The organism is Azovibrio restrictus DSM 23866 (assembly GCF_000429665.1).
Lineage (GTDB): Bacteria > Pseudomonadota > Gammaproteobacteria > Burkholderiales > Rhodocyclaceae > Azovibrio > Azovibrio restrictus.
On record NZ_KE386938.1, the window covers coordinates 83,440 to 103,617 of the forward strand.

Here is a 20,178-nt window from a genome sequence, read left to right on the forward strand (position 1 = left end):
TTCCATTTGGGGCAAGCCTTCCGGCGTCATGGTCTTTCTCTTCCGCCTCCTCAGCCATCTGCCGCTCGCCTGGTTGCACCGCCTGGGCGCCCTGGCCGGCTGGCTCGCCTACCTGGGCTCGCCTCGCTACCGGCGCAACCTGCAGGCCAACCTGGGCCAGGCCGGTATCGACCCGGCGCTGCGGGGCCCGGCTGCGGCTGAAGCCGGCAAGCAGGCCCTGGAGCTGGCGCGCATCTGGATGAAAAGTCTGGAGGAAACCAATGCTCAGGTGGCCGAAGTCTGCGGCTGGGAGTTCGTCCAGGCTGCCCAGGCCCGGGGCAAGGGCATCCTGTTCCTGACGCCTCACCTGGGCTGCTTCGAGATCACCGCCCAGTACTACTCGGCCTTCGGCCAGATCACCGTCCTGTACCGGCCCCCCAAGCAAGAAAGCTTGCAGCAGATGATTCTGGCGGGCCGCAAGCGGCAGCAGCTGCATCTGGCACCGGCCGACCTGTCCGGGGTGCGGGCTCTGATCAAGGCCCTGAAGAAGGGCGAGGCCGTGGGCATGCTGCCCGACCAGGCCCCCAAGGTGGGTGAAGGGGCCTGGCTGGATTTCTTCGGCCGCCCCGCCTACACCATGACCCTGGCTGCGCGCCTGTCGGAAACCGGCGCCACGGTGCTCATGGCCTGGGGTGAACGGCTGCCCGACGGGCGGGGCTACCGGCTGCATTTCCATCCCCCCGGACAGCCTCTGGAAGGGGACACCCTGGCCCGGGCCCAGCAGATCAACCATGAGATCGAGGCCCTGATCCGTCAGTGTCCGACCCAGTACCTGTGGGGCTACAACCGCTACAAGCGCCCGGCCGGGGCGGAAGCCCCGCCTGATTTCCAGGGTCCGGCCCGGTGAGTCATTTTTTCCGCCACCTGCCGGCCTACGTCGGCCTGGGCCTGCTCTGGCTGCTCCATTGGCTGCCCCTGCCCCTGCTGCGCGGCCTGGGCTGGGTCCTGGGGCGGCTGTTGTTCCTGCTGGGTAGGGAGCGGCGCCGGGTGGCCCGTACCAACCTGAGCCTGTGCTTTCCCCAGTGGTCTGAGGCCCGCCGGGAGCAGGTGCTGCGCCAGCATTTCGTCGCCTTCGCCCGGGCCCTCCTGGATCGCACCCTGTTCTGGTGGGCTCCTCGGCAACGGCTGGAGCGGCTGATCCGGCTCAAGGGCGGTGAATATCTGCAGCGTGACGATGGCCGCCCCACCTTGATCCTGGCGCCCCATTTCGTGGGCCTGGATGCGGGCGGGGTGATGATGACCATGAGCACCCCCCTGGTGAGCGTCTATTCCAACCAGAAGCACCCGGTCTTCAATGCCGTGTTCCTGGCCGGGCGGCTGCGCTTCAACGGGCCCCTGCTGCTGTCCCGCCAGGAGGGCATGCGCCGGGCCCTGAAGGCCATGAAGTCGGGCCTGCCCTTCTACTATCTGCCCGACATGGATTTCGGCCGCAAGGAATCCATTTTCGTGCCCTTCTTCGGGGTCCAGGCTGCTACCATCACGGGTGTTTCCCGCCTGGCCCGGGCTACCGGGGCCAGGGTGGTACCCTGTATCAGCCGTCTGATCCCGGGGGGCTACGAGGTGGAACTGCTGCCGCCCTGGGAGGATTTTCCCGGGGCAAGCGTGGAGGCGGATACCGCCTTCATGAACCGATTCATCGAAACCCAGGTGCTGACCATGCCGGAGCAGTATTTCTGGCTGCACAAGCGCTTCAAGACCCGCCCTGAGGGCGAAGCGAGGATTTACTGACCATGAGTTCGACTACGCTGGCCATCGAGATCAAGCCCGTCACCCCGCCGGACGTGCCGGCCATTGCCGCCCTGGCGCGGGAAATCTGGCAGGCCACCTACCCCGGCATCATCACCCAGGAACAGATCGATTTCATGCTCGAGCAGCGTTACGGCCACGAGCGGCTTTACGACGATCTGGAGGATGCGGACAAGTGGCTGGACCAGGCCTTCGTGGCCGGCCGGCGCATCGGCTTTGCCTTCAGCGAGCTGTACAAGGGCGAGTTCAAGCTGGACAAGCTCTACATCCACCCGGACCTGCAGCGCCAGGGCGTGGGCGGCGCCCTGATCGCCCATGTGGCGGCGCGGGCCAAGAAGCTCGGCTATCCCTGCGTGATCCTGGCGGTGAACAAGCGCAACGAAAAGGCCATCGCCTCCTACCGCAAGTACGGTTTCAGCGTGCGCGAAACCGTGGTGGCGGATATCGGCGGCGGTTTCGTCATGGACGATTTCATCATGGAGAAGCCCCTCTGATGCGGCTCCGTTTTTCCAAGATGCACGGTCTGGGCAACGATTTCGTGGTCCTGGACGGGGTGCGCCAGCAGGTCAGCCTGAGCCCGGAGCAGCTGCGCTTCCTGGCCGACCGGCATTTCGGCGTCGGCTTCGACCAGCTGCTGCTGGTGGAGCCGGCGACCCAGCCTGGCGTCGATTTCCGCTACCGCATCTTCAATGCCGACGGCAGCGAGGTGGAACAGTGCGGCAACGGCGCCCGCTGCTTTGCCCGCTTCGTCTTCGACCAGGGCCTCACCGACAAGCGGGAGATCCGGGTTGAAACGAAGAAGGGCGTGATCGCGCCGCGCCTGGAGGCCGACGGTCAGGTGACCGTGGACATGGGCGCGCCCCGCTTCGCCCCGGCCGAGATTCCCTTCATCAGCGACAGCGATGCGGTGGTTCAGTCCCTGGATCTGGACGGCACCACCGTGGATATCAGCGTCGTTTCCATGGGCAATCCCCACGCGGTGCAGCTGGTGGCGGACGTGGACACCGCCCCGGTGGCCGTGCACGGGCCCCTCACCGAATCCCACCCGCGTTTTCCCGAGCGGGTGAACGCCGGCTTTCTGCAGGTGCTGGACCGCCACAGCGCGCGCCTCCGGGTTTATGAGCGCGGTTCCGGCGAAACCCTGGCCTGCGGCACCGGCGCCTGCGCCGCCGTGGTGGCCGGCATCCGCCGGGGTCTGCTGGACTCCCCGGTGCGGGTCGCGACCCGGGGCGGAGAACTCACCATCGCCTGGGCGGGTCCGGGTCAGCCTGTGCTGATGACCGGCCCGGCCGTTACCGTCTTTACCGGAGAAATCGAGTTATGAGCGCAGAAGCCGTCGCCCAGTACCTGCAGGCCAACCCCCAGTTCTTCGAACAGTACGCCGACCTGCTGGCGGAAATCTTCGTGCCCCATCCCCACGGGGGCCGCACCATCTCCCTCTCCGAGCGGCAGATGCTTACCCTGCGCGACAAGAACAAGCAGCTCGAACGGAAGCTGGCCGAATTGCTGGCCTTCGGCGAGGAAAACGACGGCATCAGCGAGAAGATGCATCGGCTGTCCGTGGGCCTGATCGCCGCCGAGACCTTCCAGGCGGTGATCCACCTGCTCAACTTCCACCTGCGCGATGATTTCGCCATTCCCCATGTGGCCCTGCGCCTGTGGGACAAGCCCGAAGGGGTCGAGGACCTGCCCGAATTCACCGCCGTGAGCGAGGAACTGCAGGTCTTCGCCGAGACCCTCTCCAAGCCCTACTGTGGCTCCACCTCGGGCTTCGGCACCGCCTCCTGGTTTGGCGAGCACGCCGAGCACATCCGCTCCCAGGCCCTGATCGCCCTCAGGAACGGGGGCGGCACCATCGGCATGATCGCCCTGGGCAGCGAGGACCTGCAGCGCTTCTACGCCGACATGGGCACCCTCTACCTGGAACGCCTGGGAGAACTGGTGTCCGCCGCCCTGGCCCGGGTCACCCACACCGCCCTGTAAGCCCCATGGACAACGCCGCCGCCGTCCAGGCCTATCTGGCCGAACTGGCCGAGCAGCGGCGCCAGTCCCCCCACACCCTGAGCAATTACGACCGCGATCTGCGGCGTCTGCTCCAGGCGGCCGCCGAGCGGCCCCTGGCCGATTTCGATACCCTGGCCGTGCGCCGCCAGGTGGCCCTGCTCCATGGCCAGGGCCTCTCGGGCCGCAGCCTGGCGCGGCTCCTGTCCGCCTGGCGCGGCTTCTTCAAGTGGCTGCTGCAGCGGGGCCTGGTGCCGGCCAATCCCTGCGCCGGCATCAAGGCGCCCAAGTCCCCCAAGCGCCTGCCCCGGGCCCTGTCGGTGGAGGAAACCCTGGGCCTCCTGGACCAGACCCCCGACACCGGGGACGACCGCCTGAACCGGCGCGACCAGGCCATGTTCGAACTGTTCTACTCCTCGGGTCTGCGCCTAGCAGAGCTGGCCAGCCTCAACCTGGACGTGCTGGAAGGCATGCTGGTGGAAGGGGAGGTGCGGGTCCTGGGTAAGCGCAGCAAGGTGCGGCTGGTGCCCGTCGGCAGCAAGGCCAGGGAAGCCCTGGCGGCCTGGGCTGCCGTGCGCCAGCAGCTGGCCGCCCCGGAGGAGCAGGCCCTGTTCGTCAGCCAGCGGGGCCGCCGCCTGTCCCTGCGCATGATCCAGGAGCGCCTGCGCCTGCGGGCCCTGCAGGCCGGCATCACCACCCGGGTGCATCCGCACATGCTGCGCCATTCCTTTGCCTCCCACGTGCTGCAGTCCAGCGGCGACCTGCGGGCCGTGCAGGAAATGCTGGGCCACGCCAGCATCGCCTCGACCCAGGTCTATACCCACCTGGATTTCCAGCACCTGGCCCAGGTCTATGACCTGGCCCACCCCCGAGCCCGGCGCGGCAGCAAGGCCGGCCCTGGCGGCGATTGACCTAAGGCCTTCATCCCTTTAAGATTTCGCCCCTTTGCTGTATTCCGAATCTAGTAACCGGTTTCTATCTGGAGAATTTCCATGGCCATCACCCGTAACCGTCGCTCCTCCATCGAGCGTCGCTGCCTGTCCAAGACCGGCAAGCGCATCTTCCGTGGCAAAGGCACCGCCATGATGCGCATGATTTATCAGGCCGAGTGCCAGGCTCGTAACCGCAAGGCCCTGGGCTAAGCACGGTTGACGCCGAAATCAGGCCCCGGTGGCGGATGCTGCCGGGGCTTTTTGTCTTTTACCCACCCGGAAAACCCATGGCTGAGCTGATCCTCAAGGATGGCAAGGAACGTTCCCTGTTCCGCCGTCACCCCTGGCTGTTCGAAAGTTCCGTGCAACGTCTGGAAGGCCGCGCCCGGCCCGGCGACACGGTCACCATCCACGCGGCCGATGGGCGCGAGCTGGCCAGGGGGGCCTACAGCCCCAGCTCCCAGATCCGCTGCCGGGTGTGGACCTTCGATCCGGCCGAGACCGTGGACGACGCCTTCTTCAAGCGCCGGGTGGCGGCTGCCGTGGCCCGGCGCCGGGCTCTGCCGGAGCTGGCGGACCAGCAGGGCCTGCGCCTGATCCACGCGGAATCGGACGGCCTGCCCGGGGTGATCGCCGACCAGTACGGGGACACGGTGGTGGTGCAGCTCACCAGCGCCGGGGCGGACAAATGGCGCAAGGCCCTGGTGGGCGCCCTGGTGCAGGCCACCGGCTGCGCCCGGGTCTATGAGCGTTCCGACTCCGAGGTGCGCGGCCTGGAGGGGCTGGAGCCGGTCACCGGCTGGGCTTATGGGAGCGCCCCGGAAGGGGAGATCAGCATCCTGGAAAACGGGGTGCGCCTGGGGGTGGATTATGCCGGCGGCCACAAGACCGGCTTTTACCTGGACCAGCGCGACAACCGGGCCCTGCTCGGCCGCCTGGCGGCGGGCAAGTCGGTGCTCAACTGCTTCTGCTACACGGGGGGCTTCTCCCTCCAGGCCCTGGGGGGCGGTGCGGCCTCGGTGCTTTCCATCGATTCCTCCGGCCCGGCCCTGGCGCGGGCCCGGGCCAACCTGGCCCTGAATCCGGAGTTGCCGGTAGAACGGGCCGAGTGGCTGGAAGCCGATGTGTTCCAGGCCCTGCGGGAGTTCAGGAAGGAAGGCCGGAGCTTCGACCTGATCGTGCTCGATCCGCCCAAGTTCGCTCCTTCCGCCGCCCACGCCAACCGGGCGGCCCGGGCCTACAAGGACATCAACCTGCTGGGCTTCCGGCTGCTCAAGCCGGGCGGTCTGCTGATGACCTATTCCTGCTCGGGGGGCATAGGCCTGGAACTGTTCCAGAAGATCGTCGCCGGGGCCGCCCTGGATGCGGGCCGTAACGCCCGCATCGTGCAGCGCCTGGCCGGTGCCGCCGACCATCCGGTGGCCCTGGATTTTCCCGAGGGGGAATACCTGAAGGGGCTGCTCTGCCAGGCTGACTGAAGGCCTGAGCCGGCGGAGGATCCATGAGATTCCTGTTTCAAGCCCTCGGCCAGTATTCTTCCCGGGTTCTGGCCGCCCTGCCCCTGCGGCGCTGGCGCCATAAGGCCTATGTCACCCTGTGGCTGGGGCGGCTGGTGTTCTGGGGCGGGGCCATCGGGGTGGGCTTGCTGGCGGTGCTGTTTGCGGAGCTGTCCGAGTTCCTGAGTCACCAGTTCGTTCAGGGAGCGGCCCGTTACTGGTGGTTGCCCCTGGTGCTCACGCCCCTGGGCGGCGCCCTGTGCGTCTGGATCACCCGACGCTACTTTTCCGGGGCTGAGGGCAGCGGCATTCCCCAGGCCCTGGCGGAGATGCAGCGTCCGGCCGATGCCCGGGGCTGGAGGCCCCTGCTCTCCCTGCGCATCATTGCCGGCAAGATTCTGGTGGGCGCCAGTGCCGTGGGCTGTGGTTTTTCCCTGGGCCGGGAGGGCCCCACGGTGCAGGTGGGGGCTTCCCTGATGCATGCCATCCACGGCCTGCTGCCCCGCTCCCTGCACATCCAGCGCAACCACCTGCTGGTGGCAGGCGGCGCGGCGGGGATCGCGGCGGCCTTCAATGCGCCCCTGGCGGGGATCATGTTCGCCATCGAGGAGATGAGCCGGGGGGTGGAGGCGCGTATGTCCGGCCTGATCATCACCGCCATCGTCCTGGCCGGTGTGACGGCCCAGGCCCTGATGGGGAGCGGCAATTACTTCGGCAACATCCTGATCATCGGCGGCGACGGGGACCAGCTCAAGGCGGTGGCCCTGTCGGCCCTGGTCTGCGGCCTGGCTGGCGGCCTGTTTGCGCGCCTGATGATTATCGGCGCCACGGCCTGGCGGGGGCCCCTGGCGGATTTCCGGCGTGACCGGCCGGTGTGGTTTGCCGCCGCCTGCGGCCTGCTGGTGGCCTGCCTGGGGCTGGTCACCGGCGGGGTGGTCTATGGCAGCGGCCTGGAGCAGACCCAGGCCCTGCTGGAGGCGGAGGGCAACATCCCCTGGTATTTTGGCCCGGCCAAGTTCGTGGCCACCCTGATGGCCTACCTGTCCGGCCTGCCCGGGGGCATCTTCGCCCCGGCCCTGTCCATCGGTGCCGGCCTCGGCCACGATCTGGCCCCGCTGCTGGACCAGACTGCTGCCCCGGGGATGCTCCTGGCCCTGTGCATGGCAGGCTTCCTGGCGGCCGTGACCCAGGCGCCGATCACCTCCTTCGTGATCGTGATGGAGATGGTGGATGGCTATTCCCTGGTGATCGGCCTGATGGCGGTGTCCCTGCTCTCCTCGGGCCTGTCGCGCCTGATCAGCGCGCCCCTTTATCCCACCCTGGCGGCGGCGCTGGTGGCCCGCCAGGCACCGCCCCCGGCGCCGGAGCCCCGGGCCTAGCCCAGCTCCGGGTCGCCGGTGGAGATGCCGTACTTGCGCGCCACCTGGGTGTAGATTTCCCGGGCCAGCAGCACCTTGGGATTGCGCGGCGCCTTGGCCTGGGCCCGCTGCAGGTAATCCAGCCCCCGGGCTGCCAGGTCCGCGTCCCAGCCGCGCTGGTCCATGTAGGTGAGGATGGCCCGGGTGGCATTGACCAGGAACTGCACGTTGGGCACCCGGTCGGCGGCGCTGATCAGCATGTCCACCGAGGCCCGCAGGTCTCCGCCGTGGGCGGCCAGCACCCCCTGGTTGTTGAGGGCGACGATCTCGGCCCCCACTTCCTGGAGCATGGCCCGGCCCACGTCGCCCTGGCCGGTCTTTTCGAACACGCCTTCGATGTGGGAAATGACCCGGAAGTCGTCGTGATTTTCGGCCGCCACCTGGCGTAGCAGCTGGTGGGCTTCCTCGTCCTTGCCGTTTTCCATGCAGGCGTGGGCCAGGTCCACGGTCAGCCGCTTGGAGTCCAGGCCCTCGGGGCCCAGCTCGGTGGCCAGATCCCGGTGCAGCTCCATGGCCTGTTCCACCAGCTGCCGGGATTTCTGCTCGTCACCTTCCTTGCTGCAGGCCATGCTTTCCATGACCAGGGCCGCCAGTTCGCCCTGCTTTTCCCCGCGCCAGTCCCGGCGCAGGTTGCGGATCACTTCCCGGGCGCCGTTGATGTTGCCTTTTTCCAGCTGCACCTTGGAGAGGCTGGTGTAGTCATCCACCGAGCGCAGGCTGGAACCCCGGTGTCGTTCCAGCACCTTGCTGAAGGCCCGTTCGGCCAGCTCCAGTTCGTTGTTCTGCAGGGCCAGGTCCCCCACCAGGCGCTGGCGCAAGGTGTTGTGGGGGGCCCGCAGGGCGGCTTCCTGCAGGGCTTCCTGGGCCTCCACCAGATGGCCCTGGGATTCCCGCACCAGGGAGAGGAAATCATAGGCCGAGAGGAAGTCCGGGTTTTCCGCCACCAGTTCCATGGCCAGCTGCTCGGCATCGTCCAGCCGGTTCTGGCTGCGGGCCACCATGGCCAGGCCCATCTTGGCCCAGGGTATGGATTTCAGGCTCAGGAGCCCTTCGTAGAGGCGCAGGGCTTCGTCCAGCCGGCCCTGGGCCTGGAGCAGTTCGCCCTTGAAGCGTTGGGCTTCCAGCTGGTAGGCGGGAAATTCGGTGATCACCTGGTCGCAGGCGGCGATGGCCTCGTCGTAGGCGCCCCTGGCCATGCAGGTGTAGATGGGCTTGAGGATGTGCTTCTTGTACAGGGCCCGGGCCAGGCGGGTCTGCAGCATGTCGGCGGTGAACGGCTTGATCAGGTAGTCGTCGGGGGTCAGCTCGGCCAGGGACACCACGTTGTGGTAGCTGCGTTCGCTGGTGACGATCATGTACACCGAGGACAGGGGCAGCAGTCGCTGGTGGCGCAGTTCCTCGAGCAGTTGCTGGCCGTCCCGGCCGTCGTCCAGGATGTAGTCGGACAGGACGATGTCGAACCGGTTGTTCTTGACCTGGCGCAGCACTTCCGCCGAGCTGCCCGCCCCATGGACCTGGGTGATGCCCAGGTTGGCCAGCATCAGCCGCAGGGATTCCCGGGCCGGGGGATGGCGATCGATGATCAGGACCCGCTGCCGCTGCAGTTCCGATTGCATGGCCGCGAGCAGATTGGCGGCGGTTTCTGATGAATCCATGGGAAAAGGGCATGAAACGTGTGGTTTGCGAAGCTACGCCAGTTCCCGGCGGCCAGCAAGCCCGCGGCTTTCCGGGCCGGCCCGGCATTTCGGCAAAGCTGCCAAAAACTGTGAATTTTCAGCGCTCTGACGTAAAATCGCCCTCCCTCTGCCTTTGCCCGTTTCTGCCGTACCGGGCCCCGATTTCCAGATCATGATCTTTCCCACGCGTTTCGATGTCATCGTCGTCGGCGGCGGTCACGCCGGTACCGAGGCGGCCCTGGCGGCTGCCCGGGCCGGAGCGCGCACCCTGCTCCTGACCCACAACCTGGAAACCCTGGGGGCCATGAGCTGCAATCCCTCCATCGGCGGCATCGGCAAGGGCCACCTGGTGAAGGAGGTGGATGCCCTGGGCGGCGCCATGGCGGCGGCCACCGACGAGGGCGGCATCCAGTTCCGCATCCTCAACGCCTCCAAGGGCCCGGCGGTGCGCGCCACCCGCGCCCAGGCCGACCGGGTGCTGTACAAGCAGGCCATCCGCACCCGCCTGGAGAACCAGCCCAACCTGACCCTCTTCGCCCAGGCCTGCGACGACCTGATCGTCGAAGGCGACCGGGTGGTGGGGGCCGTGACCCAGCTGGGGGTGCGCTTCGAAGCCCGGGCGGTGGTGCTGACCGCCGGCACCTTCTTGAACGGCCTGATCCACGTCGGCCTGCAGAACTACACCGGGGGCCGCATGGGCGACCCTCCCAGCGTCTCCCTGGCGGCCCGCCTGAAGGAACTGGCCCTGCCCCAGGGGCGCCTGAAGACCGGCACGCCTCCGCGCCTGGACGGCAAGAGCATCGACTTCTCGGTGATGGAGCCCCAGTACTCGGATGATCCCCTGCCGGTGTTCTCCTTCCTCGGCAACGCGGCCCAGCACCCGAAGCAGCTGCCCTGCTGGATCACCGACACCAACAGCCGCACCCACGACATCATCCGCGCCAACCTGGACCGCTCCCCCATGTACACCGGGGTGATCGAGGGCGTCGGTCCCCGCTACTGTCCTTCCATCGAGGACAAGATCCACCGCTTTGCCGACAAGGACAGCCACCACGTCTTCCTTGAGCCGGAGGGCCTGGATACCCACGAGATTTACCCCAACGGCATTTCCACCAGCCTGCCCTTCGACGTGCAGCTGCAGATCGTGCGTTCCATCCGCGGCATGGAGAACTGCCACATCCTGCGCCCCGGCTACGCCATCGAGTACGACTACTACGATCCCCGGGGGCTGAAGTCCTCCCTGGAGAGCAAGGCCATCAACGGCCTTTTCTTCGCCGGCCAGATCAACGGCACCACCGGCTACGAGGAAGCGGCCGCCCAGGGCCTGCTGGCGGGCGTCAACGCCGCCCTGCAGGTGCAGGAGAAGGAAGCCTGGTGCCCGCGCCGGGACGAGGCCTACCTGGGTGTGCTGGTGGACGATCTCATCACCCGCGGCGTCTCCGAGCCCTACCGCATGTTCACCAGCCGGGCCGAGTACCGCCTGCAGCTGCGGGAAGACAATGCCGACCTGCGCCTCACCGAGAAGGGCCGGGAACTGGGCCTGGTGGACGATGCCCGCTGGGATGCCTTCTGCCGCAAGCGGGATGCCATTGCCGCCGAAGCCGAGCGCCTGAAGAGCACCTGGGTGCGCCCCCAGACCCTGCCGGAAGCCGATGCGGTGCGGGTTCTGGGCAAGGCCATCGACCACGAATACAACCTCTTCGAGCTGCTGCGTCGGCCCGACGTGAGCTACGCCGACCTGCTGACCCTGCCCGGGGCCGGTGAAGCCCTGGCCGATGCCCAGGCGGTGGAGCAGCTGGAAATCCAGGCCAAGTACCAGGGCTACATCGACCGCCAGCGGGAAGAGGTGGCCAAGGCCGCCGAGTATGAACACCTGGCCCTGCCGGCCGACCTGGATTTCAGCCAAGTGCCGGGCCTCTCCCGGGAAGTGCAGCAGAAGCTCCGCCAGCATAAGCCCGAGACCCTGGGCCAGGCGAGTCGCATCCAGGGCATCACCCCGGCGGCCATCTCCCTGCTGCTGATCCAGTTGAAACGTCTGGGGAGGGCCGGCGCATGAGCGACCTGCAACAACTCCAGGCGGGCCTGGACGCCATGGGCCTGGAGCTGCCCGCCGGGGCGGCGGAAAAGCTGCTGGCCTACCGGGACATGCTGCTGAAGTGGAACCGGACGTACAATCTCACCGCCCTCAAGGATCCGGCCCAGGCCATTTCCCACCACCTGCTCGATTCCCTGGCCATCCTGCCCTGGGTCAACGGTGCCAACCTGCTGGACGTGGGCAGCGGCGGCGGCCTGCCCGGCATCCCCCTGGCCATCGTCCGCCCCGAGCTGCAGGTGACCCTGGTGGATGCGGTGCAGAAGAAGGCCACCTTCCAGCGGCAGGCGGCCATCGAGCTGGGGCTGGCCAACGTCCAGGCCCGCCACGCCCGGGTGGAGGAACTGCAGGGTGCTTATGCCATGATCACCTCCCGGGCCTTTGCCGAACTGGCGGATTTCGTCCGTCTGACCCGGCATCTGCTGGCTCCGGGCGGCTGCTGGCTGGCCATGAAAGGCCAACGGCCCGAAGCGGAACTGGCGGCCCTGCCGGCCGACATCCGGATTCAGGCGGTGGAGCCCCTGGGGGTCCCGGGGCTGGAAGCCGAGCGGCATCTGGTGATGTTGCGGCTGGATTGATTTGCACAGCAGGCGCGGAAAGGTAGAAACCATGAAAGTGTTAGCCATCACCAACCAGAAAGGCGGCGTGGGCAAGACCACCACGGCGGTCAATCTGGCCGCCAGCCTGGCCCAGGAGGGGCGCCGGGTGCTGCTGATCGACCTGGACCCCCAGGGCAACGCCACCACCGGCGCCGGCATCTTCAAGCGCGAGGCCCTGCCCACGGTGTACCAGGTGCTGCTGGGCCAGGTGAGCCTGGCCCAGGCCTGCCTGGAAACCGAATTCGGCTTTTCCGTCCTGCCCGCCAACCGGGAGCTGGCCGGGGCCGAGGTGGAGGTGGTGGACCTGGAACGGCGGGAATTCCGGCTGCGCGACGCCCTCCAGGATGCACCCTTCGATTTCGTCCTGATCGACTGCCCGCCCGCCCTCAACATGCTCACCGTGAATGGCTTGGTGGCGGCCGATTCGGTGGTGATTCCCATGCAGTGCGAGTACTACGCCCTGGAAGGGCTCTCGGATCTGGTGGAAACCCTGAAGAAGGTGCGCGCCCACCTGAATCCCCGCCTGGAAATCGAGGGGCTGCTGCGCACCATGTACAACCCCCAGAGCACCCTCACCCAACAGGTCTCCAGCGAACTGGAGCGCCATTTCGGCAACAAGGTCTACAGCACCATCGTGCCCCGCAATGTGCGTCTGGCCGAGGCGCCCTCCTACGGCAAGCCGGTGCTGGCCTTCGACCGGAGCTCCAGGGGCGCCCAGGCCTACCTGGCCCTGGCTCAGGAAATGCTGGGCCGGATGCTGCCCGCCGAGGTGAGCCCATGAAACCCAAGGGACTGGGCCGGGGTCTGGATGCCCTGCTGTCGGCGGGGAACGAAAAGCGTCCGGACGAGCAACGGGAGCTGCCCATAGACCGCCTGCGGCCGGGCAAGTACCAGCCCCGCAGCCGCATGGACGAAGCCTCCCTGGCGGAACTGGCGGCTTCCATCCGGGCCCAGGGCATCATGCAGCCCATCCTGGTGCGGGCCATCGATGCCACACCAGGGGCCGAGCGTTACGAGATCGTGGCCGGCGAGCGCCGCTGGCGCGCCGCCCAGAAGGCGGGTCTGACCGAAGTGCCGGTGCTGGTGCGGGACATTCCCGACGAGCAGGCCCTGGCCATGGCCCTGATCGAGAACATCCAGCGGGAAAACCTCAATCCCCTGGAAGAAGCCCTGGGCCTGCAGCGCCTGGTGGACGAATTCAAACTGACCCATCAGCAGGCCGCCGACGCCGTGGGCCGTTCCCGGCCGGCCGCCTCCAACCTGCTGCGGCTGCTGCAGCTGTGTGCGCCGGTCCAGGAGCTGCTGCTGGACAACAAGCTGGACATGGGCCACGCCCGGGCTCTGCTACCTCTGGCGGCAGCCGATCAGGTGCAGCTGGCCCAGCTGATCATCCAGAAGGGACTTTCGGTACGGGAAGCGGAGCGCCTGGTGCAGCGCCGCCTCAATCCTCCCGCCCAGCCCGTGGAGCAGAAGCCGGACCGGGACCTGCTGCGCCTGGAGGAAGAGTTGTCCGACGTTCTCGGGGCCACGGTGCAGATCCGGGCCAACAAGAAGGGAGCCGGCAAGGTCAGCATTGCCTTCGGCGACCTGGACCAACTGGAAGGATTGCTGGGGCGCCTGCGCTGATGACAAGCTTCTGTTGCAGTGCAATATTACTTACGTCAGACTGACATTTTGTTTGACGAATGCCTCCTTAAGTCTTATATTATTTAGGTTTTGTATGCGGCGGCCGGCAATAACCGCAAAGCGCCATGATTAAAGCAATTTACCTGCAACTTGGCGCCACCATAATCATCGTGTTGATTGCCGGTTTACTTGTCGGAACGCGGGGGGCGATTTCGGCAGGCCTGGCGGGGATCGCCTGTATCCTGCCCAGTGCCTGGTTTGCCCTGCGTCTGAAAGCGGTGTCGAAGCGTCCGGGAACATCCCTCCCGGCCCAGTTCTTCATCGGCGAGTTCATCAAGGTCGCAGCAACCATAGGATTGTTGGCAGTCGCCATCAAGTTGTATCCGGACATGCACTGGCCCAGCCTGCTGATCGGAATGGCGGTTGTATTGCAAGCGAGTTTTTTTGCTTTTTGGAAGAAATCCTGACATGTCTACTGAAGCAGCCGCAGCACACGGCCCCACCGCGGGCGAGTACATTGTCCACCACCTGACCCACCTGAACACCACGGGTCATGCCCAGACGTCCGTCATTGACTTCAGCGTCATCAACCTGGATACCCTGACCTTCTCCATCCTGATGGGGGTGCTTGGTCTGTTCGTCATGTGGCGCGTCGCCGCCAACGTGACCTCCGGTGTGCCGGGCCGCATGCAGGCTGCCGTCGAGATCGTGCTGGAAATGGTGGCCAACCAGGCCAAGGGCATCGTGCATCACGAGGAGTCCCGCAAGTTCGTGGCTCCTCTGGCCCTGACCGTGTTCGTCTGGATCTTCCTGATGAACTCCATGGACTTCCTGCCCCTGGACCTGCTGCCCACCCTGTGGCAGACCGCCACCGGTGACCACCACGCCTATCTGCGCGTCGTGCCCACCGCTGACCTGAACGGCACCCTGGGCATGTCCATCGGCGTCCTCCTGGTCTGCCTGTGGTACAACGTCAAGATCAAGGGTCTGGGCGGCTGGATTCACGAACTGTTCACCGCCCCCTTCGGCAGCCACCCGGTGCTGTACCCGATCAACTTCGCCATGCAGATGATCGAGTTCCTGGCCAAGACCGTGTCCCACGGCATGCGGCTGTTCGGCAACATGTACGCTGGCGAACTGGTGTTCATGCTGATCGCCCTGATGGGTGCCGCCTGGGGCAGCGCCGGTCTGACCGGTCCCCTGCTGTGGGCCGGCCACATCGTTGCCGGTTCCATCTGGGCCATCTTCCACATCCTGATCGTGGCCCTGCAGGCTTTCATCTTCATGATGCTGACCCTGGTGTACATCGGTCAGGCCCACGAGTCGCATTAAGATTTTGTTGTCTTTGGTAGTTTTTTAACTTTGTTTTACTTTTAACTTAGCAAGGAGTTGTCATGGAACAAGTTTTGGGTTTTGTCGCGCTGGCTGCCGGTCTGATCATCGGTCTGGGTGCTATCGGTGCTTGTATCGGTATCGGCCTGATGGGTGGTAAGTACATTGAAGCCTCCGCCCGTCAGCCTGAACTGATGAACGAACTGCAGACCAAGATGTTCCTGCTGGCCGGTCTGATCGACGCCGCCTTCCTGATCGGCGTTGGTATCGCGATGATGTTCGCCTTCGCCAACCCCTTCAAGCTGTAATCGGCTCCCCTTTAACTCTCTGATAGGGGACTGAAACCGTGAATCTGAACGCAACGCTGTTCGCCCAGCTCGTTGTGTTCTTCATTCTGGCGTGGTTCACGATGAAATTCGTGTGGCCGCCCATTGTGAAGGCACTCGACGAGCGTGCGAAAAAGATCGCGGACGGTCTGGCTGCCGCCGAACGCGGTAAACACGATCTCGAACTGGCTACCAAGCGTTCCGCAGAAGCCCTGCGCGAAGGCAAGGAAAAGTCCGCAGAACTCCTGGCCCAGGCTGAAAAGCGTGCCGCCCAGATCATCGACGAGGCCAAGGCCCAGGCGAAGGTCGAGGCTGAGCGCATCGTCGCTGCCGGCAAGGCTGATGCAGAACAGGAAGCCGTACGCGCCAAGGAGCAACTGCGGGAATCCGTCGCTGCCCTGGCTGTGGCCGGTGCCGAAAAGATTCTGCGCCGCGAGATCGACGCCAAGGCCCATGCCGAATTGCTGTCCGCAATTAAACAGGATCTGTAACGCTTATGGCTGAAACTGTCACCATCGCCCGCCCCTACGCCGAAGCCGTGTTTCGCATCGCCAAGGAAGCAGGGGCACTGGGAGCCTGGTCAGGACGCCTTCAGCGCCTGGCCCTGATCGCCCAGGACCCGGAGATGGCCGAGGTGATCGGCAATCCCAAACTGTCCGCCGAGCAGGTCGCCCAGCTGGTTGTTTCACTGGCTGAAGACAACGATGCCGCGCTCGGCAATTTCATCCGCGTCCTCGCGGACAATGAGCGACTGACCCTGCTGCCGGAAATTTCCGCGCTGTTCGAGGCTCAGAAAGCTGCAGAAGATGGTGTCAAGGAAGCCGTGGTGCAAACCGCCTTTCCCCTGACCGATGCTGATATTGCGGCCCTGATGCCCCAGCTGGAAGCACATTTCAAGACCAAGCTTGCGCCCACCGTCGTGGTGGAAGCGGAACTTATCGGTGGCGTGCGGGTGGCGGTGGGTGACCAGGTTCTGGATGCTTCCGTACGCGGCAAGCTCGAAGCCATGGCCACTGCGCTCAAGAACTAGGAGATTTATATGCAGTTGAATCCGTCCGAGATCAGCGAGCTGATCAAAAGCAAGATTCAAAACCTGCAAGTGGGCGCTGAAACCCGCACGCAGGGTACCGTTGTTTCCGTGACCGACGGCATCTGCCGTGTGCACGGTCTGCAAGACGTCATGCAAGGTGAAATGCTGGAATTCCCCGGCAACACCTTCGGCATGGCCCTGAACCTGGAACGCGACTCCGTCGGCGCCGTGGTTCTGGGTGAATATGAACAGATTTCCGAAGGCGACACCGTCAAGTGCACCGGCCGCATTCTGGAAGTTCCCGTGGGTCCCGAACTGCTGGGTCGCGTGGTGAACTCCCTGGGCCAGCCCATCGACGGCAAGGGTCCCCTGAACAATAAGCTGACCGACAAGATCGAAAAGGTCGCCCCTGGCGTGATCTGGCGTAAGTCCGTGTCCCAGCCCGTTCAGACCGGCCTGAAGTCCATCGACTCCATGGTGCCCGTCGGCCGCGGCCAGCGCGAACTGATCATTGGCGACCGTCAGACCGGCAAGACTGCCGTGGCTGTGGATGCCATCATCAACCAGAAGGGTACCGGCGTTAAGTGTATCTACGTGGCTGTGGGCCAGAAGGCTTCCACCGTGGCCAACGTGGTGCGCAAGCTGGAAGAGCATGGCGCCATGGAATACACCATCGTCGTGGCTGCCACCGCTTCCGAATCTGCCGCCCTGCAGTACATCGCCCCCTACTCCGGTTGCACCATGGGCGAGTACTTCCGCGACAACGGCGAAGACGCCCTGATCGTTTATGACGATCTGACCAAGCAAGCCTGGGCCTACCGTCAGGTTTCCCTGCTGCTGCGTCGTCCTCCCGGCCGCGAAGCCTACCCCGGCGACGTGTTCTACCTGCACTCCCGTCTGCTCGAGCGTGCCGCTCGCGTTTCCGAAGAGTGGGTGGAAAAGGTCACCAACGGCGCCGTGAAGGGCAAGACCGGTTCCTTGACCGCTCTGCCCGTGATCGAAACCCAGGCAGGTGACGTGTCCGCCTTCGTGCCGACCAACGTGATCTCCATTACCGACGGCCAGATCTTCCTGGAAACCGACCTGTTCAACGCCGGTATCCGTCCCGCTATCAACGCCGGTATCTCCGTGTCCCGCGTCGGTGGTGCTGCGCAGACCAAGATCGTCAAGAAGCTGGGCGGCGGTGTGCGTCTGGCCCTGGCCCAGTACCGCGAACTGGCTGCCTTCGCCCAATTCGCCTCCGACCTGGACGAAGCCACCCGCAAGCAGCTGGAGCGTGGCCGTCTGGTGACCGAGCTGATGAAGCAGGCCCAGTACTCTCCCATGAGCGTCTCCGAAATGTCCGTCACGCTGTACGCAGCTGACAAGGGTTTCTACGACGACGTGGAAGTCAAGCGCGCCCTGGAGTTCGAAAAGGCCCTGCAGGCTTACCTGAAGCAGAATGCAGCCGACCTGATGAACAAGATGGAAACGACCAAGGAGCTGGACGGCGAATCCGAGAAGCAGCTGGCTGCCGCCATCACCGCCTTCAAGGGCACCTGGGTCTAATCCAACGGGGAGAGCGCCATGCCTAGCGGCAAGGAAATTCGTAACAAGATCAAGAGCGTAGAAAATACGCGCAAGATCACCAAGGCCATGGAAATGGTGGCCGCATCCAAAATGCGCAAGGCGCAGGACCGGATGCGTGCCGCCCGCCCCTATGGCGAGAAGATCCGGCGTGTGGCGGGCAACCTGTCCCATGCGCTTACCGAGTACAAACACCCGTTCCTGATCAACCGTGAAGTCAAGAATGTTGGCCTCATCGTGATCACTTCCGACAAGGGCTTGTGCGGTGGCCTGAACAGCAACGTGCTGCGTCAGGTCCTGGCCAAGATGAAGGAATGGGATGCAGCCGGCGTCAAGTTGCGCGCCACCTGTATCGGCAACAAGGGCTTCGGCTTCATGCAGCGCGCCGGTGCGAACGTCGTCTCCCACGTGGTGGGTCTGGGCGACACCCCGCACCTGGAAAAGCTGATCGGACCCATCAAGGTCCTGCTGGATGCCTTCGTTGCCGGAGAAATCGACGCGGTCTACGTCGCTTCCACCCGCTTCATCAACACCATGAAGCAGGAACCGGTCATCGAGCAGTTGCTGCCCCTGTCCGGCGAAGCCGTGGGTTCCACCAGCACCAAGTGGGACTATGTCTACGAGCCCGACGCCCAGGCCGTCATCGACGACCTGCTGGTGCGCTACGTGGAAGCGCTGATCTATCAGGCGGTCGCTGAAAACATGGCCTCCGAGCAATCCGCCCGGATGGTGGCCATGAAGTCGGCCTCCGACAATGCCAAGAACGTGATTGGTGAACTGAAGCTGGTCTATAACAAGGCCCGCCAGGCAGCCATCACCAAGGAATTGTCCGAGATCGTCAGCGGCGCGGCAGCGGTTTAAGCTTATTGATATTGGGGATTTAATATGAGTCAAGGTTCAATCGTGCAGTGCATCGGCGCCGTGGTGGACATCCAGTTCCCCCGCGACCAGATGCCGAAAGTGTATGACGCCCTGATGCTTGATGCTGGCAGCGAAAACGACATGGCCGAAAAGGGTCTGACGTTCGAAGTGCAGCAACAGCTGGGTGACGGCGTGGTGCGTACCATCGCCATGGGTTCTTCCGACGGCCTGCGCCGCGGCATGAAGGTGAACAACACCGGTGCTCCCATCTCCGTTCCTGTCGGCCACGCTACCCTGGGCCGCATCATGGACGTGCTGGGTCGTCCCATCGACGAAGCCGGCCCCATCGCCACCGATGAACGTCGTTCCATCCACCAGGCTGCGCCCAAGTTCGACGAGCTGTCTCCCTCCGTGGAACTGCTCGAAACCGGCATCAAGGTGATCGACCTGATCTGCCCGTTCGCCAAGGGCGGCAAGGTGGGTCTGTTCGGCGGCGCCGGCGTGGGCAAGACCGTGAACATGATGGAGCTCATCAACAACATCGCCAAGGCACACAGCGGTCTGTCCGTGTTTGCCGGCGTGGGTGAGCGTACCCGTGAAGGGAACGACTTCTATCACGAAATGAAGGACTCCAACGTGCTGGACAAGGTCGGCATGGTGTTCGGTCAGATGAACGAACCCCCCGGCAACCGTCTGCGCGTGGCCCTGACCGGCCTGACCATGGCCGAGCGTTTCCGTGACGAAGGCCGTGACATCCTGTTCTTCGTGGATAACATCTACCGCTACACCCTGGCCGGTACCGAAGTGTCCGCTCTGCTGGGCCGTATGCCTTCCGCCGTGGGTTACCAACCCACCCTGGCTGAAGAAATGGGCCGCCTGCAGGAACGGATCACCTCCACCAAGGTGGGTTCCATCACCTCCATCCAGGCCGTGTATGTGCCTGCGGATGACTTGACCGACCCGTCCCCCGCCACCACCTTCCTGCACCTGGACTCCACCGTCGTGCTGTCCCGGGACATCGCTTCCCTGGGTATCTACCCCGCCGTGGATCCCCTGGACTCCACCTCCCGTCAGCTGGATCCCCAGGTGGTGGGCGAGGAGCACTACTCCGTGGCCCGCGCCGTGCAGATGACCCTGCAACGCTACAAGGAACTGCGCGACATCATCGCCATTCTGGGTATGGACGAACTGTCTCCCGAGGACAAGCTGGCCGTGGCCCGCGCTCGTAAGATTCAGCGCTTCCTGTCCCAGCCTTTCCATGTGGCCGAAGTGTTCACCGGCTCTCCCGGCAAGTACGTGCCGCTGAAGGAAACCATCAAGGGCTTCAAGATGATCGTTTCCGGCGAGTGCGACAGCCTCCCCGAGCAAGCCTTCTACATGGTGGGCGGCATCGAGGAAGCCATCGAGAAGGCCAAGACGCTGCAGTAATGCAGCCCGT

Annotated in this window: 22 protein-coding genes; 21 read left to right on the top strand and 1 reads right to left on the bottom strand. The window is 65.1% G+C overall.

Annotation, left to right across the window (positions count from 1 at the left end; genetic code table 11):
* Nucleotides 1-28 precede the first annotated feature (28 nt).
* The 9 genes from G474_RS0118155 to G474_RS21610 all read left to right on the top strand — a co-directional run bounded on the left by G474_RS0118155 (nt 29) and on the right by G474_RS21610 (nt 7,593).
* Nucleotides 29-886, top strand: coding sequence for a lysophospholipid acyltransferase family protein (locus G474_RS0118155; protein ID WP_043465285.1), 858 nt, complete (start codon nt 29-31; stop codon nt 884-886).
* Nucleotides 883-1,767 (top strand): LpxL/LpxP family acyltransferase, encoded by an 885-nt coding sequence (locus G474_RS0118160; RefSeq protein ID WP_245589399.1) that lies wholly within the window; start codon nt 883-885, stop codon nt 1,765-1,767. Before G474_RS0118155 ends, G474_RS0118160 begins: the two co-directional genes overlap by 4 nt.
* A 2-nt stretch (nt 1,768-1,769) precedes the next feature.
* Nucleotides 1,770-2,279 (top strand): GNAT family N-acetyltransferase, encoded by a 510-nt coding sequence (locus G474_RS0118165; RefSeq protein WP_026688179.1) that lies wholly within the window; start codon nt 1,770-1,772, stop codon nt 2,277-2,279.
* Nucleotides 2,279-3,109 (top strand): diaminopimelate epimerase, encoded by an 831-nt coding sequence (gene dapF / locus G474_RS0118170; protein WP_026688180.1) that lies wholly within the window; start codon nt 2,279-2,281, stop codon nt 3,107-3,109. The genes G474_RS0118165 and dapF overlap by 1 nt, the downstream gene beginning before the upstream one ends.
* Nucleotides 3,106-3,768: a DUF484 family protein gene (locus tag G474_RS0118175; protein ID WP_026688181.1), complete on the top strand. Its 663-nt coding sequence runs from the start codon at nt 3,106-3,108 to the stop codon at nt 3,766-3,768. The genes dapF and G474_RS0118175 overlap by 4 nt, the downstream gene beginning before the upstream one ends.
* A 5-nt stretch (nt 3,769-3,773) precedes the next feature.
* Nucleotides 3,774-4,697, top strand: a complete 924-nt coding sequence (xerC, locus tag G474_RS0118180; protein ID WP_026688182.1) for a tyrosine recombinase XerC — start codon at nt 3,774-3,776, stop codon at nt 4,695-4,697.
* Nucleotides 4,698-4,778: 81 nt separating this feature from the next.
* The gene (locus G474_RS23850; RefSeq protein ID WP_169729557.1) at nt 4,779-4,928 is read left to right on the top strand and encodes a hypothetical protein; all 150 of its coding nucleotides are present in this window, start codon (nt 4,779-4,781) and stop codon (nt 4,926-4,928) included.
* Nucleotides 4,929-5,005: 77 nt separating this feature from the next.
* Nucleotides 5,006-6,196 (top strand): class I SAM-dependent rRNA methyltransferase, encoded by a 1,191-nt coding sequence (locus G474_RS0118190; protein WP_026688183.1) that lies wholly within the window; start codon nt 5,006-5,008, stop codon nt 6,194-6,196.
* A 23-nt stretch (nt 6,197-6,219) separates the two neighbouring features.
* A complete protein-coding gene (locus G474_RS21610; RefSeq protein ID WP_051282427.1) occupies nt 6,220-7,593 on the top strand; it encodes a chloride channel protein in 1,374 nt (457 codons plus the stop codon).
* Here G474_RS21610 and G474_RS0118200 read toward each other — a convergent pair.
* Nucleotides 7,590-9,287 (bottom strand): tetratricopeptide repeat-containing response regulator, encoded by a 1,698-nt coding sequence (locus G474_RS0118200; RefSeq protein ID WP_026688184.1) that lies wholly within the window; start codon nt 9,285-9,287, stop codon nt 7,590-7,592. The genes G474_RS21610 and G474_RS0118200 overlap by 4 nt on opposite strands.
* Before the next feature lie 193 nt (nt 9,288-9,480).
* Here G474_RS0118200 and mnmG point away from each other — a divergent pair, with 193 nt between their 5' ends.
* From mnmG to atpD, 12 genes are all read left to right on the top strand, one after another.
* Nucleotides 9,481-11,364 carry a tRNA uridine-5-carboxymethylaminomethyl(34) synthesis enzyme MnmG gene (gene mnmG, locus G474_RS0118205; protein ID WP_026688185.1) on the top strand — a complete coding sequence of 628 codons (1,884 nt, stop codon included), beginning with the start codon at nt 9,481-9,483 and terminating at the stop codon, nt 11,362-11,364.
* Nucleotides 11,361-11,978: a 16S rRNA (guanine(527)-N(7))-methyltransferase RsmG gene (rsmG, locus tag G474_RS0118210; protein WP_026688186.1), complete on the top strand. Its 618-nt coding sequence runs from the start codon at nt 11,361-11,363 to the stop codon at nt 11,976-11,978. The genes mnmG and rsmG overlap by 4 nt, the downstream gene beginning before the upstream one ends.
* Nucleotides 11,979-12,009: 31 nt before the next feature.
* Entirely contained in the window at nt 12,010-12,780 is a 771-nt protein-coding gene (locus tag G474_RS0118215) for a ParA family protein (RefSeq protein ID WP_026688187.1), read from the top strand.
* Entirely contained in the window at nt 12,777-13,625 is an 849-nt protein-coding gene (locus G474_RS0118220; protein ID WP_026688188.1) for a ParB/RepB/Spo0J family partition protein, read from the top strand. The genes G474_RS0118215 and G474_RS0118220 overlap by 4 nt, the downstream gene beginning before the upstream one ends.
* 125 nt (nt 13,626-13,750) lie before the next feature.
* A complete protein-coding gene (locus G474_RS0118225) occupies nt 13,751-14,092 on the top strand; it encodes an ATP synthase subunit I (RefSeq protein ID WP_026688189.1) in 342 nt (113 codons plus the stop codon).
* Nucleotide 14,093: 1 nt separating this feature from the next.
* On the top strand, nt 14,094-14,957 hold the full coding sequence (gene atpB, locus G474_RS0118230; RefSeq protein ID WP_026688190.1) for a F0F1 ATP synthase subunit A: 864 nt from the start codon (nt 14,094-14,096) through the stop codon (nt 14,955-14,957).
* Between the two features lie 62 nt (nt 14,958-15,019).
* Nucleotides 15,020-15,265, top strand: coding sequence for a F0F1 ATP synthase subunit C (gene atpE / locus G474_RS0118235; protein WP_026688191.1), 246 nt, complete (start codon nt 15,020-15,022; stop codon nt 15,263-15,265).
* A gap of 38 nt (nt 15,266-15,303) precedes the next feature.
* Nucleotides 15,304-15,774 (top strand): F0F1 ATP synthase subunit B, encoded by a 471-nt coding sequence (locus G474_RS0118240; protein WP_026688192.1) that lies wholly within the window; start codon nt 15,304-15,306, stop codon nt 15,772-15,774.
* A gap of 5 nt (nt 15,775-15,779) precedes the next feature.
* On the top strand, nt 15,780-16,313 hold the full coding sequence (locus G474_RS0118245) for a F0F1 ATP synthase subunit delta (RefSeq protein WP_026688193.1): 534 nt from the start codon (nt 15,780-15,782) through the stop codon (nt 16,311-16,313).
* Nucleotides 16,314-16,322: 9 nt separating this feature from the next.
* On the top strand, nt 16,323-17,861 hold the full coding sequence (gene atpA / locus G474_RS0118250) for a F0F1 ATP synthase subunit alpha (protein ID WP_026688194.1): 1,539 nt from the start codon (nt 16,323-16,325) through the stop codon (nt 17,859-17,861).
* 18 nt (nt 17,862-17,879) lie between these two features.
* The gene (gene atpG, locus G474_RS0118255; protein WP_026688195.1) at nt 17,880-18,740 is read left to right on the top strand and encodes a F0F1 ATP synthase subunit gamma; all 861 of its coding nucleotides are present in this window, start codon (nt 17,880-17,882) and stop codon (nt 18,738-18,740) included.
* A gap of 24 nt (nt 18,741-18,764) precedes the next feature.
* The gene (gene atpD, locus G474_RS0118260; protein WP_026688196.1) at nt 18,765-20,168 is read left to right on the top strand and encodes a F0F1 ATP synthase subunit beta; all 1,404 of its coding nucleotides are present in this window, start codon (nt 18,765-18,767) and stop codon (nt 20,166-20,168) included.
* Nucleotides 20,169-20,178: the final 10 nt, after the last annotated feature.